The sequence below is a fragment of the Ensifer sp. 22521 genome (assembly GCF_052044795.1).
Classification (GTDB): Bacteria; Pseudomonadota; Alphaproteobacteria; order Rhizobiales; family Rhizobiaceae; genus Ensifer.
In genome coordinates this window covers 255,045-268,024 of record NZ_JBQENM010000009.1, presented here as the reverse complement: position 1 = coordinate 268,024, position 12,980 = coordinate 255,045, and the positions used below count along the sequence as shown (strand labels likewise).

General features: G+C 62.4%; 10 protein-coding genes. 5 read left to right on the top strand and 5 right to left on the bottom strand.

The features are described 5' to 3' along the window. Positions 1-109: 109 nt before the first annotated feature. The 4 genes from ACTJKE_RS16295 to ACTJKE_RS16280 form a co-directional block, all read right to left on the bottom strand. Positions 110-1,849: a pilus assembly protein TadG-related protein gene (locus ACTJKE_RS16295; RefSeq protein WP_113514101.1), complete on the bottom strand. Its 1,740-nt coding sequence runs from the start codon at positions 1,847-1,849 to the stop codon at positions 110-112. A gap of 1 nt (position 1,850) precedes the next feature. Next, the gene (locus ACTJKE_RS16290; protein ID WP_058324072.1) at positions 1,851-2,273 is read right to left on the bottom strand and encodes a TadE/TadG family type IV pilus assembly protein; all 423 of its coding nucleotides are present in this window, start codon (positions 2,271-2,273) and stop codon (positions 1,851-1,853) included. A 185-nt stretch (positions 2,274-2,458) separates the two neighbouring features. Continuing rightward, complete coding sequence (locus ACTJKE_RS16285) at positions 2,459-3,007, bottom strand: DUF1003 domain-containing protein (RefSeq protein WP_057248868.1); 549 nt, start codon at positions 3,005-3,007, stop codon at positions 2,459-2,461. Between the two features lie 137 nt (positions 3,008-3,144). Continuing rightward, positions 3,145-5,076, bottom strand: coding sequence for an LTA synthase family protein (locus tag ACTJKE_RS16280; protein ID WP_082615755.1), 1,932 nt, complete (start codon positions 5,074-5,076; stop codon positions 3,145-3,147). A 268-nt stretch (positions 5,077-5,344) separates the two neighbouring features. Between ACTJKE_RS16280 and ACTJKE_RS16275 the strand changes: the two genes are divergently transcribed. From ACTJKE_RS16275 to ACTJKE_RS16255, 5 genes are all read left to right on the top strand, one after another. Next, positions 5,345-7,027: an NAD+ synthase gene (locus ACTJKE_RS16275; protein ID WP_057248870.1), complete on the top strand. Its 1,683-nt coding sequence runs from the start codon at positions 5,345-5,347 to the stop codon at positions 7,025-7,027. A 3-nt stretch (positions 7,028-7,030) separates the two neighbouring features. Beyond that, complete coding sequence (locus ACTJKE_RS16270) at positions 7,031-7,366, top strand: hypothetical protein (RefSeq protein ID WP_058328287.1); 336 nt, start codon at positions 7,031-7,033, stop codon at positions 7,364-7,366. 27 nt (positions 7,367-7,393) lie between these two features. After that, complete coding sequence (locus ACTJKE_RS16265) at positions 7,394-8,221, top strand: TolB family protein (protein WP_113514097.1); 828 nt, start codon at positions 7,394-7,396, stop codon at positions 8,219-8,221. A 165-nt stretch (positions 8,222-8,386) separates the two neighbouring features. Continuing rightward, positions 8,387-10,120, top strand: coding sequence for an ankyrin repeat domain-containing protein (locus ACTJKE_RS16260; protein ID WP_110878686.1), 1,734 nt, complete (start codon positions 8,387-8,389; stop codon positions 10,118-10,120). Positions 10,121-10,365: 245 nt separating this feature from the next. Continuing rightward, on the top strand, positions 10,366-11,913 hold the full coding sequence (locus tag ACTJKE_RS16255) for a GGDEF domain-containing protein (RefSeq protein WP_110878685.1): 1,548 nt from the start codon (positions 10,366-10,368) through the stop codon (positions 11,911-11,913). On the opposite strand, the gene ACTJKE_RS16250 is transcribed toward ACTJKE_RS16255, so the two are convergent. Continuing rightward, positions 11,888-12,907 carry a LacI family DNA-binding transcriptional regulator gene (locus ACTJKE_RS16250; RefSeq protein WP_110878684.1) on the bottom strand — a complete coding sequence of 340 codons (1,020 nt, stop codon included), beginning with the start codon at positions 12,905-12,907 and terminating at the stop codon, positions 11,888-11,890. The two genes, ACTJKE_RS16255 and ACTJKE_RS16250, sit on opposite strands and share 26 nt — an antisense overlap. Positions 12,908-12,980 lie beyond the last annotated feature (73 nt).

Below are 12,980 nucleotides of genomic sequence, written 5' to 3'. Positions count from 1 at the left end.
CCCCTTTTAGTAGGAGTAGCTTGCCCATAACGTGCGAACAACCGATTTTGTTCAAACGGGGCACCTGACGTTCAGCCGTCAGGCGCCCCGTTCGATTGCTGGATCTCGATCATTGCACCAGCACAGGCGGCTGGCACTTGACGCCGGTGACGCGTACATCGGCCTCGCCGACCCGGACGCCGACGAGCAGGAGCAGGTTGTAGAGGAGATCATCGACCGGCTTGGTGACGGAACCCAAGGTCTGGGCCAGGGCTTGCTGGACGATCGTCGGGCTGCCGAGCGTGAGGAACAGAACCTGGATGTTGACGTCGAGGTTGTTGAGCAGCGTTTGGGTCGTGGAGGTGAGAATATCCTTCGTGGAGACGCTCTTGATCGATCGAGCCGCAATCTCGGATGGGCTGAAGCTCAGGCGCGAGACCTTGAGGTTCTGTGCTTCGACATGAGCGAGCGCATCGATCTTGACGACGAGGGCATCGACGAGGCGGGCCCTTTGCACGCGGGCATCCGACGAGAAGTTCGAGAGCACTGTCGGGTCGACGTCGCCGATCGCGATCTCGGCAATGCCCGGCACCGCGTCGACGCTGACCGCCGCGTTTTCCGGAGTACCGCCGTAGCAGCGGATGTCGGCAAGTTTCGCCTCGGCATAGGCAAGTTCGACGTAGATCGGCAGTCTGATGCGGATGCCGGCAAGGGCCGCAAGGCCATCGACGTTGACTTCGACGGCGAGGCGGGTCTGGGCGGTGCGCACGGCCGCCCCCGGGGTTCCGAGGCGGTGGCTGGGCGTCTGGACCGGCGGCTCGCCGATCGCGAGCTTGACCTTGGCAGAAGCGATGCCGGGAAGCCCGGTCACGGCGTTGAGCGCGATCTGGTGTTCGCCATTGGCAATTGCGGCGGCCGCGGAGACGATCTGCAGCGCGCTGATCTTCATCGCCCAATCGGAACCGGCATCGATCTGCAGGTTCTTTTTCGGATCGAGGTTGAGGATCTGGGCCAGTGTGACGGTCTTCTTGTTGTTTGCGGTCGAAAGCTCGATGCTCTTCAGCGCGGCTGTCACTGTGCCTGAAAGACCCTGGACGAGCCGCATCGAGGAGAGCAACTGCGGCATGGTCAGATTGGCCTTCAGCACGTCCTCATAGGAGGCGGTGGTCAGGTTCAGCTTTGTCGCGACGATCTCTAGGAACGGCTGGACGTCGATGTCGGCGTCGATGAGCGCCTGATAATCCATGACCTTGAGGGAGACGGTCGTGCCGAGCATTTGCCCGAGGATCGAATTCAGCAACCCGTCGTTCAGGCTGGCGAGACGCGAGCCGACAGAGAAGGCGGCAATCTTGGAGCTGGCGGCCGTGCCGATGACGCTTAAATCCGGCGGCGCGCTGAACATGGAGGCAAGGAAGATCTGGCCTTTCTTTTCCAGCAGAACCTGAACGGCATCGGTCGGCGTTGCGTCCTTGATGAAGCGCTGTCCGGCCTCGACGGACGGGTCGGGGATATAGCGGCCGCGCGCCAGCGTGGCCACGCCATCCACCTTGCCCGTGCCGACATCGCTCAGCGGCAGCACCTTGCCATCGACCGTCATCAGCCCGGTCGGCGTGGCCACGGCGTAGTTGAGGCCATTGTTGGAGAAATGGTTGAGCACGGCCTTCTCGGCCGACGTGATATTGGCGGCCGCTGCGATCGCGGCAAGGTCGACCGCCGACTGCATCTCACGTTTCTGCACGGTGAGATAGCCGTAGTCGATGCCGAGCCCCATTGAGGCGATGACCAGTGGCATAACCAGTGCGGCAGAGATGCCGATATTGGCGTCTTGTGATCGGAGCAGCGTGCGCAGTCGCGTTGATTTCCACGCCATGTCAGACCCCTCCCACGCGTATGGTTGCAAAGCGCTCGATCTGGCTGCTCGGCATCGCGAACGTGAAAAGGTTAAAAATCGGGAGGTCGGCGGCGTCGTATTTGATCCGAACGGTGAACTGGTTGGCGTTGCTGGCGTCGTCTTTGACGGTCACGGTCATACGCGAGGATTTTATGAAGGCCTGATCCATCGTGGTGCGGCGGATGTAGTCGGTCGCGAGGCGTTCACGCTCGCCTTGGGATAGTCCAGCGATGGCTGTGCGCGCGGCATCGGCGGCGATCTGCTGTATGGAATGCGCTGTGCTGAGATAGACGCCGTAGGCGATCAAGGTCAGCACGCAAAGGAAGAAGAGCGGCGCTATGATTGCGAATTCGATTGCAGCGGCGCCGTCTCGGCCGCCGAAAAGGCGCTTGAAGTTGGACATTGCAGCATCTCCGCGTACCCACGTTGCTGTATTTTTTTCGAATGTCCCTGCACCCATAAGATGGTCCTCAAATATTAATTTTTTCATACTCCAATAAGTTGCCGATGGCAGCGAAGCGGGGGTGTGGGCGCCCGCGCTACGGCGCGGCACCGCGGGATCTGATCCTGCGTGTCGTGGGTGTTCGGTCAGTCCTGCCCGGGTGCTGGACGGTAGTGCTCGAGCTGGCGGTTGAGCGTTGCGAGGTCGGCACGCAGTTCCGAAATCTCACGCAGCAACACGTCGTCGACCTTGTGATGCAGGGCGATCAGTTCGACTTCCGACTTGAGATTGACCTCGTAGTCCTTGGACGCTGCGAAGCGGTCGCGTTCGGCCTGACGGTTCTGCGACATCATGATGATTGGGGCCTGCAGTGCGGCAAGCATGGAAAGCACGAGGTTGAGAAAGATGTAGGGGTAGGGGTCGAACGCTCCGGTCACCAACAGCACCGAGTTCACGATGACCCAGCAGACGAGAAAACTGCAGAAGGTGACGATGAAGCTCCAGGAGCCGCCAACGCGGGCAATGTTGTCGGCGAGCCTGTCGCCTAAGGTTTGCTCGGCAGCGAAGGCCGCATTGGTATCGGTGGTCAGCGTGCGCCGCTCGCGGGCGTAGGCGAGGATGCGGCGCTCGATCTCGCCGAGTTCGCTGAGCGGCTTGCCGAAGAACTGGTGCGAGATGTTGTTGAAATGCGGCATGGCGATCTCCGGGGTTGACCGGAGAAAATCTAGAGCATTTCCAGCAAATGTGCGTGGCGGTTTTGCGTCGCGGAAAAATCTGGCCGACCGAGAGCATGAAGAGCCGGACCGGGTGTGGCCGGTCCGGCGCTCGTGGTTCAGTGGGTCTCGGCCGCGCTTGCGAAGAGGTCGGCGTGGGACTTGAAGAACCGGTCGGTCGAGAAGCGGTCTCCAAACATCATGTCGTGCTGCAGGAAGCGATAGTCACGCAAGAGAGCCGGCACCTTCGGCTGGCGCGACCACTCGGCGACTTCCTTGCCGTTCCTGCGGATCAGCATGTAGCGGTCGACGACCCGGTATTGGTCATGAACCTTGCCGAGGAACCCGGTGTAATAGGGGTGCTCGTAGCCGGACTGCTTGAGGATCTGGTAGGAGAGGAAGGCCGGGCTGATCGTGCCGACGTTCTTTCTCGGGCCTGTTTTGTTCGACCAGACGACGAGCGGCGTTTCGTGCTGCGCCTTCATCTGGTCCTTCGAGCCCTTGCGCTCCGCCGTGACGCCCTTCATGAAGCCGGTGCTGGTATAGACCGTGTTGAGCGGCGGCAGGTGGTCGCCGAACAGCACGATGATCGTTTCGCGATCGCGCTTCTTTGCCCAGTCCATCAGCTTCTTCAGGCTCTCGTCGGCTTCCTTGATGCCTTGAGCATAGGTTTCCAGCACCTGCCGGTCGCTTTCGGGCAGGTTGCCTTCGACCTTGATGGTGTTCTTGGCATAGCGGTTTGCCTCATAGGGGCCATGGCCCTGCAGTGTCACCGCAAAGAAGAAGAACGGATCGTCCATGGCGTCGGCCTGGCGGATGATCTCATGCGTCAGCGACTCGTCCGAGGCAAAGATGCCGCGCTTCTGCATCGGCGGCATGTTCTCTTCCGACTTGAAGGTGTCGAAACCGAAGGCCTTGTAGACGGCGGTACGGTTCCAGAACCAGCTCTGGAAGGGATGGATGGCGCGCGAGACATAGCCTTCGCCACGGAAGAAGGTAGCGAGCGACGGGATCGGGTTGCGGATGTACTGCTGGTACGGAATGCTGCCATAGGGCAGGAAGGCGTTGGAGAAGCCGGTCAGCGCCTCGAACTCGACATTGGCGGTCATGCCGCCGAATTCCGGCGAGAAGACGTTGCCCGACTGCATCTCGCGGATCGTCGGCATCGGATCGGGCGAGAGCTTGACGTTGGGCAGGCGGGTCGGATCCCAGAAGGATTCGCTCATCAGCACGATGACGTCGGGCTTGCCGCGGTGCGAGGTGCCAGCCGGAAGCGGCTTCACCGGAATGCGATCGATGGCGTCGGCCATGTAGCCAGCGGGCGCGCTGACATTGGCCATCGGCAGGTTGATGGCGAAGGCAAGCGCAAAGCCGTTGTGCTTATAGTTCTCGGTCTGGTCCCACATGATGGGGATGACCTTCAGGCGATCACGGATCCAGGAGAACTGGTTGTAATCCATGATGTGCCAGAAGGCGAAGAGCAGCGGCAGCGCAAAGGCCGCACGAGCGATGCGCTCGCGGCGCGTCAGCTTGGGGAAATTGCGCCAGGCGTAGCGCAGCAAGAGGCCGATGGCGGCAACGGCGGCGATGAGGCCGACGACGATGCCGACGGCGGTCCAGGGGCGGTCCTTCACCAGCACCGGCATCAATTCCATGATCTGGCGGCCGAACAGGAAATCGGTCGGATAAAGCGGATCGGACAGGAAGACCTGCTTCTGCTGGCAGACGACGGCGGGTATGATGGCGAGCGGCGCAATCACCACGGCCGACTTATGTTCGCGGCCGAAAATGCCGTCGACGGCCAGCAGCATCAGGAAGAATGCACCGACAGTCGTCAGCGCCGGGCGCGTCGGGTCGAGCATATAGGCGAGCGTATCGGCCATCGACTGGCGCACGATCAGCTCGACGGCGAAGACGAGAGCGGCTGCGACAAAAAGGGAGAACAATGCGCTGCGGGTGGCCGCAAGCGTCTTGGCGTGCCGTGCGGTGAAGCCGGGTCTATCGACATAGACGCGCGAACCTCTCGCGACAGCGGAATCGATACTAGCCAACATGTTCTCCAGTTTCATAAATGTGTCGTGTAACTGTCATACGCCCGTCATTTTGAACAGGGGATGAATGGTTTCTTAACGGGGTTTGGGAACAGCTTTTCGTCGCGTGAGGGCGCTGCAACGGCCCTTCATAAGAACCGGGAAAGACAGAATTTTTCGGTTTTTTTCGCGGAGCGGCGATTGCCTGTGGGTATTTTCCTGCGGATTGCGCTAAAGAACATTGCGAAAGTCAGACGCAATCGCTCAGAACAGACCGACAGGCCCGCTCATGACCGCTCACAAGATCGCCCCCTCGCTCCTGCGCATCGCAATCGCCCAGCTCAATCCGACGGTGGGCGACATCGCCGGAAACCTGGCCAAGGCGCGTGAGGCGCGTGCCGATGCGGCGCGCCAGGGCGCCGATCTCCTGCTTTTGACGGAGCTGTTCATTTCCGGCTATCCGCCCGAAGATCTCGTGCTGAAGCCGGCATTCCTGAAGGCCTGCCTCCAGGCGGTCGAGAAGCTCGCGAGCGACACGGCGGACGGCGGCCCGGGCGTCATCATCGGCTTCCCGCGCCAGGCCAAGACCGGCCGGCACAATTCGGTGGCCGTGCTTGACGATGGCAAGGTGATCGCGTTCCGCGACAAGGTCGATCTGCCGAACTATGGCGAGTTCGACGAGAAGCGCGTCTTCGACCAGGGCGAGATGCCGGGCCCGGTGAATTTCCGCGGCGTGCGCATCGGCATTCCGATCTGCGAGGACATCTGGGGCGATCTCGGCGTTTGCGAGACACTAGCGGAAAGCGGCGCGGAAATCCTGCTGTCGCCGAACGGTTCGCCCTATTTTCGTGGCAAGGTGGATGTGCGCCACCAGGTGGTCCTCAAGCAGGTGCTCGAGACCGGCCTGCCGATGATCTATGCCAACCAGCTCGGCGGCCAGGACGAACTGGTGTTCGACGGCGCAAGCTTCGCCTTCAACACCGACAAGTCTCTCGCCTTCCAGATGAGCCAGTTCGAAGAGGCGATTTCGATCGTCGAATGGAAGAAGGGCGAAAGCGGCTGGCATTGCGAAAGCGGGCTGCAGTCGCGCCTGCCGGAGCGCGAGGAGGCGGACTACCGCGCCTGCATGCTCGGCTTCCGTGACTATGTGAACAAAAACGGCTTCAAGAACGTCGTACTCGGCCTTTCCGGCGGTATCGATTCCGCGATCTGCGCGGCGCTGGCGGTCGATGCGCTCGGCGAGGAGCGGGTGCGCACCGTCATGCTGCCCTATCGCTACACCTCGCAGGAATCGCTGAAGGACGCCAAGGAATGTGCCGCAGCGCTCGGCTGCCGCTACGATATCGTGCCGATCTCCGAGCCGGTCGAAGGGTTCTTAAGCGCGCTCTCCGACATGTTCGAGGGGACCGAATCCGGCATCACCGAGGAGAACCTGCAGAGCCGTACCCGCGGCACCATCCTGATGGCGATCTCCAACAAGTTCGGCTCGATGGTGGTGACGACGGGCAACAAGTCGGAAATGTCGGTCGGCTATGCCACGCTCTATGGCGACATGAACGGCGGCTTCAATCCGATCAAGGATCTCTACAAGATGGAGGTCTATGCCATCTCGCGCTGGCGCAACACCACGGTTCCGCCGGGCGCGCTTGGACCCTCCGGCGTCGTCATTCCCCCAAATATTATCGACAAGGCGCCCTCGGCTGAATTGCGTCCCAACCAGACGGACCAGGATTCTTTGCCGCCCTATCCGGTGCTCGACGACATTCTCGAATGCCTGGTGGAAAAGGAGATGGGGACCGACGAGATCGTCGCCCGCGGCCATGACGAGGCGACGGTTCACCGGGTCGAACACCTGCTCTACATTGCCGAATACAAGCGGCGGCAATCGGCGCCGGGCGTCAAGATCACCAAGAAGAATTTTGGCCGCGACCGGCGGTACCCGATCACCAACCGCTTCCGCGATCGAGGGTAGCCGATGAGCGCGTTCGGCCAAGGGCGGGACGGCAAGGAAAGCTGTCCGGAGTTCACGGACGAGGAAATCCGGCTGATCCGGCTGTGGTCGCTGAGCGACGTTTCTGCTGGCCGGCAGCTCTCGGCGCAGATCGCCTATTTCGCGACGCCGGCGGTCTTCGGCATCTATGGTCTTGCAAGCGGCAGTATCGCCATCGTCGGCGTGGCCTTCGTCTGCATCCTTGTGCTGTTGGCTTGGGGCGTCGTCTCGACCTGGCGAGATCAACGCAATTCCAATTTGATGCAGTCGATCTGCGCCAAGGTCGCGGCGACGCTGCCGGCCGGCGAAGAACGCAAATAGCTGCCTTGGTCGCGGCGGGAGAACGGGATGCGCAGTTCCATCGAGACCTATGACATCGTTACCGGTGAAACGCGCGTCGTCTGGCAGACCGATCGGCTGGTCGAGGCGCCGAACTGGTCGCGGGACGGCACGCACCTGGTCATCAACGGCGATGGCCGTCTTTATCGCCTCGGTTTCGACGGTTCGGAGCCGGTGGAGATCGATACCGGCTTTGCCGCGCTCTGCAACAACGACCACGGCATTTCGCCCGATGGCGCCACCATCGCGATCAGCGACAAGACCGAGTTCGGCAAGTCGGCGATCTACCTGCTGCCGGCTAGAGGCGGCACGCCGCGGCTCGTCACCCGCAACCTGCCGTCCTATTGGCACGGCTGGTCGCCGGATGGGCGAAGAGTGACCTATTGCGGCATCCGCGACCAGGTCTTCGACATCTATACGATTTCGGTTGATGGCGGCGAGGAGCAGCGGCTGACCCACGGGGAAGGGCGCAACGACGGACCCGACTGGTCGGCGGATTGCGAATGGATCTATTTCAACTCCAGCCGCACCGGACGCATGCAGATCTGGCGCATCCGCCCCGATGGCAGTGACGTCACGCGCATCACCGACAGCCCCTATGGCGACTGGTTTCCGCATCCGTCGCCGGATGGGAAGCATCTGCTGGTGCTCTCCTATGACGGTGACGTTTTCGATCATCCGAGGGATCTCGATGTCCGCCTGCGGCTGATGGATATGGACGGCGGCAACCCGCGCATCCTGTTCGAACTTTTCGGCGGGCAGGGAACCATCAACGTTCCCAACTGGTCGCCGTCAGGCGATCGCTTCGCCTTCGTTCGGTATCAGCCTGAAAGCTGAGCGCGCTGGACAAGTATAAGGGCAGCGTGCTAGCGATGACCTCGTTCGCAGGGCGCATCCGATCCGCGGGAAGGGCAAGGCCCACCTGTCTCACTGAACTTGGTTGCCACACCTCTTTTCAGTCTGTGGGCGCGGATACCGGACGTGAATGAAAGGAGGTCTTTCATGATCGCGCGCGATCTTCCCGCGAACCTTACCCTCGAAACGATCCGCAAGCAGGCCAAGGCTTTTCTGAAAGCCGTGAAGGCCGATGATGCCAGTGCAAGGCAGCGGGCGTTTCCCTATTTTGCCGATCCCGCTGCAATGGGGCTCCAGGATGCGCAACTGGTGCTCGCCCGCGAGTTCGGCTTTTCGAGCTGGACACGGCTGAAGCGGCATCTTGAGAAATCCGGGAGCAATGCACCTGCAACCGAGCAGCTTGCAAACCGCTTTCTGTCTCTGGCGACCGTCTCCTACTTCGGCGACATAGCCGCTGATCCCGAGCGGTTCACCCAGGCGCTTGCACTGCTGGAAGAACATCCCGAAATCGCCGGCGACAGCATCCACGTTGCAGCCGCGCTCGGCGACGTAGAGGCAATTGACCGCTGGCTCGATCGCGATCCGAAACTCGTAGGCAAACGCGGCGGGCCGTATGACTGGGAGCCGTTGCTCTACGCTGCCTATGCCCGGGTTCCCGGCCATTCCTCTCTGCCCGCCGGCCGACGCCTGATCGAACGGGGTGCCAGTCCCGATGCGCATTGGCTTGACGACGGTCAGTACCGCTTCACGGCGCTGACGGGCGTCTTCGGCGAAGGCGAGGCCGGCCCCGAGCGGCAGCCGCAACATCCGGATTGCGTCGCTTTCGCGCGGCTGCTGCTCGATGCCGGTGCCAGGGCGAATGACAGCCAGGCGCTGTACAACCGGATGTTCGAGCCGGACAACACGTGCCTCAAGCTTTTGCTCGACTATGGCCTTGGCGCCAACGATCGGAACAATTGGCTGGTTCGCAACGATGGCGGTTTCGTTGAAAACGGCGAACGCGTTTTCGACTACCAGCTCGCCTGGGCGCTCGAAAAACGCATGGGCGAGCGCGTGCGCCTGCTGGTCGAACATGGTGCCGACGTCAATCGTCCCATCAAGGGCCGGACGCCCTATCAATGGGCAGAGCTCGGCGGTGATGCGGCGCTGGCTGCGTTTCTCGTTTCGCGCGGGGCAACGGAGGCACCGCTGGACGATGTTGACCGGCTGGCCCGGGCTATCTCAGAAATGAAGGCCGATGCGGCGAGGGCGCTCGTTAATGCGGATCCGACGCTGATCACACGCGCGCAGGCCGCGCATCCGGCGCTTCTGCATGAGGCGGCGGGTGACGACAGGCGTGTTGATGCCGCGCTCATGTTGTCGCTCGGCTTCGACGTCAACCGCATGACATCGCGCACGCCGCTGCACGAGGCGGCGCTGCACGGCAATGTTGAGATGGCGAAGCTGTTGCTCGATCACGGCGCCAATTCAACGGCCCGTGATCCCTACCACCACGCGCCGCCCATCGGCTGGGCCGAGTACAACGGCAAGGCCGAGATGGTGCGATTCCTTAAGGAGCAGCCGCTCGATATCTTTGCGGCCGCATCCTTTGGCGTGGTCGAACGGGTTGCCGAAATCCTCGATCGGCAGCCGGAGTTGCTCGAAACGCCGTTCGGAACGTTCCGGGCGCGCGGCCGTCCGGAACCGCAACAGGACTGGATGACGCCACTGGCCTTCGCCGTGGTCAACGGGCAGGCGGCCGTTGTGCGGCTGCTTCTCGATCGAGGCGCAAATGCCGGCATCCGTGACGGCGTCGCAGGTCCCTCGATACGCGATCTGGCGCGTGACAAGGGCAATGAGGTGATCATCGCATTGCTGCGGCCGGCAGCTGCTCCGAAGTAGAACGCTCTGTCCAAACGGGGAGCGCTGACATTGGTTTGCGCTCCCTATTATCCGCCTGCGACTGCTGATTGCTGGCGGATTCAGCCGGTTGAAATCGTTAAGTATTTCAACACCAGCTTATTTAAGCCAAACTTTGATTTTGATCGCTACGGTGCTGCCCAAGTTGGCCGCCGTGGCTGCGTATCGCGCTTGGAGAGGCGCGAGAATGCGCGCGACAGCCGGCCGGACGAGGGGGCGGTCGCATCATGGACAAGACTTTGCGGCTGGCGAAGCGGAGCAGAACGGTTTGGGCGATCCATGCCGCCTGCACGCTGGTCGCGGTTCTGATCATCGCGAGCCTCATTTTCGTTCTGGATCGGTCCGTCGCCGAGGCGGATCGCTTCGGCCTTTCGGCGGAGCGCCGGCTGGTGGCAACCGAACTGCGCCACCAGATGGATGCCGTCGTTCAGTTTCAGGCGCAGCTTTCCTTCTGGGACAAGACCTACGAAGAACTGGCCAAGGGGCACGTCAGCGACGCATTCGTTGCGGACGAGCTGTCGGGCTGGCTGTGGGAAGACTACGGCTTCTCCTGGCTGATCATGACGGACGTGGATCACAGCACGTCGACTGTGTTGAAGGACGGTGTTGCCGTGCCGAGCGAGACGGCCCGTGTCCCGCTCGAAGAGGTCGATGACCTGCTCGACGAGGCCAAACGCCGTTACGATAATGTGCTCAGAAACAACCACGGCTCCTACGTGCTGGATGTCGTGACGCCCGACCCGCAATCGCTGATGCCGTCCGTACCCGGGATCCACGCCATGGACTTGCGTGAGATCGACGGGCGCATGAGCGTCGCGGTGGTGCAGGCGGTCATCCCGGAAACGCTGGTCGTTCCAGCGGAGCGCCGGGCACCGGTGCTCATGGTTTCGGTGCGACCGGTGACGGCCAAGATGACGCGAGAGATCGCGGCGCGTTTGGGCGTCCGGGGGCTTGCTTTCGTGCCATTGACCGAGCGGCCGGAGGGCAGCGTTTACACATCGGTCGGCCGCTGTTCCGACGCCTCCTGTCTGGTGGCGGCTTGGATGCCGCAATCTCCTGGCGGGTTCGTGCGCGCCGAGTTGCTACCGAGCGTCATCGTGATGGCAATCGTCGCAGCGCTACTGATGGCGTTCGTTGCCTTCCGCTTCTCGACGCTCTTTGCCGCCTTGCAGCAGAGCGAGGCGCTCAACCGGCATCTCGCCAAGCACGATCGGCTGACGGGGCTGCTCAATCGCAGCGGTTTCGACGACATGCTGGCAGCGGCGCTGTTGAAGGCAAAGACGCACCCGTTCACGCTCGTCTATGCCGACCTCGACGCGTTCAAGGCGGTCAACGACCGCTATGGTCATGCGGCAGGCGACGCTGTTCTGGTCGCCATGGCCGAGCGTTTCCGGAACCGCGCCGGACCCAACGGTACTGTGGCACGGCTCGGCGGCGACGAGTTCGCAATCATCCTCGGCGATTGCAGCGAGGCCGAAGCCCGTGGGCTTGCGGCCGGTCTTGTCGCCGATGCGCAGACACCGGTTGGGTTCAACGGCCAGCTGCTGGTCGTCGGCGGCAGCGCCGGCATCGCCTTCGCGCCGCGCCATGGTTTGACCGCGCGTGCCTTGCTGCTGGCGGCAGATGAGGCGCTCTATCTTGCCAAGCGACGTGGCCGCAACCGCGTCGAGACCGCTGACGATACGGTGCTGCCGGGTGAAACCACCGGCGAGCAGCCAACCGCCGGGCCAAGCGGCCTGGGCGATTTTTCTACTCCGGTACGTTATAGGGCGTGATGACCACCACGGCCGAAAGCTGAGGGCCGACTGCGGCGGACGGCACGCGGCCGTAAAGCATGATGGTGCGGAAGGCCGTGCGCGCGTCGGTCTTCAGGTCGTGATGCAGGACGAAATGAATGCGCCGCGCGCGCAGCAGCGCCAGATTGTCATCGTCGAGATCATGGGCGATGTAGAGCGCGCAGTTGCGGTTGAGGCGATCGAAGGCTGCCAGCACCGAGCGGTTGCCGCCGCCGATCGAATAGGCGGCATTGATGTCGGGGTTGGCGGCGAGCGCTGCGTCCGCCAGCGCGCCGGTTTCGCTATCGCGACCATGCCCCTCGCTGATCTCGACGATCCTGATTGTCGGATAGTGCTGACGCAGCACTCGGCGAAAGCCGATCTCCCGCTCTTCCTCGCCGCGGAAGCGGCCGCTGGATAGCGTCACGAGGACCGTGGCCGCGGCACCTGCAAAGCGTTCGCCAATCAGATAGGCAGCCGTTTCTCCGGCCGCCCGGTTGTCGGCGCCCGCATAGGCGGTGCGCTGGGAGTTGGGAAGGTCGGTCACCAGCGTCACGACGGGAATGCCGCCTGTCTCGAAGCGTGCGACGGCGCCAACGATCTCGGGCACATCCGGCGCCTTCAATACCAGCCCGTCGGTTCCGCGCAGGCGGATGCGGCCGAGCAGTTGCACGATGTCCTGCGGCCGCATGGTCTCGGCGAAGTGAAAACGGCAGCGAAAGCTCGTCGGCGCCAGTGTCATGGCTTCGCTTTCAAAGGCCCGTCGTACCGCATCGGTAAAGCGCTCCGGCGCCTCCATGACGATATCGATCGCGAACTTGCGGCCTTGAATGTCGAGTCCCGCCTGCTGCTTCTCCAGTTCCTCGATGGCTGCGCGAACCCTGGCGACGGTCTGGCGGCGGACACCCGGGCGCTCGTTGAGTACGCGATCGACCGTCGCGGTGCTGAGACCGGCCTGAAAGGCGATGTCCTTGACCAGAAAGGGATGGGCCACCGCCGCTGCTCTCCTGATGGATTTTTGATGGATTCCTGCTCTATATCATGTTTTGCCGCCGCCTATAGTCGTG

What these genes read in the sequence shown, in the direction of transcription:
- ACTJKE_RS16295 (WP_113514101.1), bottom strand. Translation starts at nt 1,849, where the DNA reads ATGGCGTGGAAATCAACGCGACTGCGCACGCTGCTCCGATCACAAGAC.
- ACTJKE_RS16285 (WP_057248868.1), bottom strand. Translation starts at nt 3,007, where the DNA reads ATGCCGCATTTCAACAACATCTCGCACCAGTTCTTCGGCAAGCCGCTC.
- ACTJKE_RS16290 (WP_058324072.1), bottom strand. Translation starts at nt 2,273, where the DNA reads ATGTCCAACTTCAAGCGCCTTTTCGGCGGCCGAGACGGCGCCGCTGCA.
- ACTJKE_RS16270 (WP_058328287.1), top strand. Translation starts at nt 7,031, where the DNA reads ATGAGCGCGTTCGGCCAAGGGCGGGACGGCAAGGAAAGCTGTCCGGAG.
- ACTJKE_RS16265 (WP_113514097.1), top strand. Translation starts at nt 7,394, where the DNA reads ATGCGCAGTTCCATCGAGACCTATGACATCGTTACCGGTGAAACGCGC.
- ACTJKE_RS16260 (WP_110878686.1), top strand. Translation starts at nt 8,387, where the DNA reads ATGATCGCGCGCGATCTTCCCGCGAACCTTACCCTCGAAACGATCCGC.
- ACTJKE_RS16255 (WP_110878685.1), top strand. Translation starts at nt 10,366, where the DNA reads ATGGACAAGACTTTGCGGCTGGCGAAGCGGAGCAGAACGGTTTGGGCG.
- ACTJKE_RS16275 (WP_057248870.1), top strand. Translation starts at nt 5,345, where the DNA reads ATGACCGCTCACAAGATCGCCCCCTCGCTCCTGCGCATCGCAATCGCC.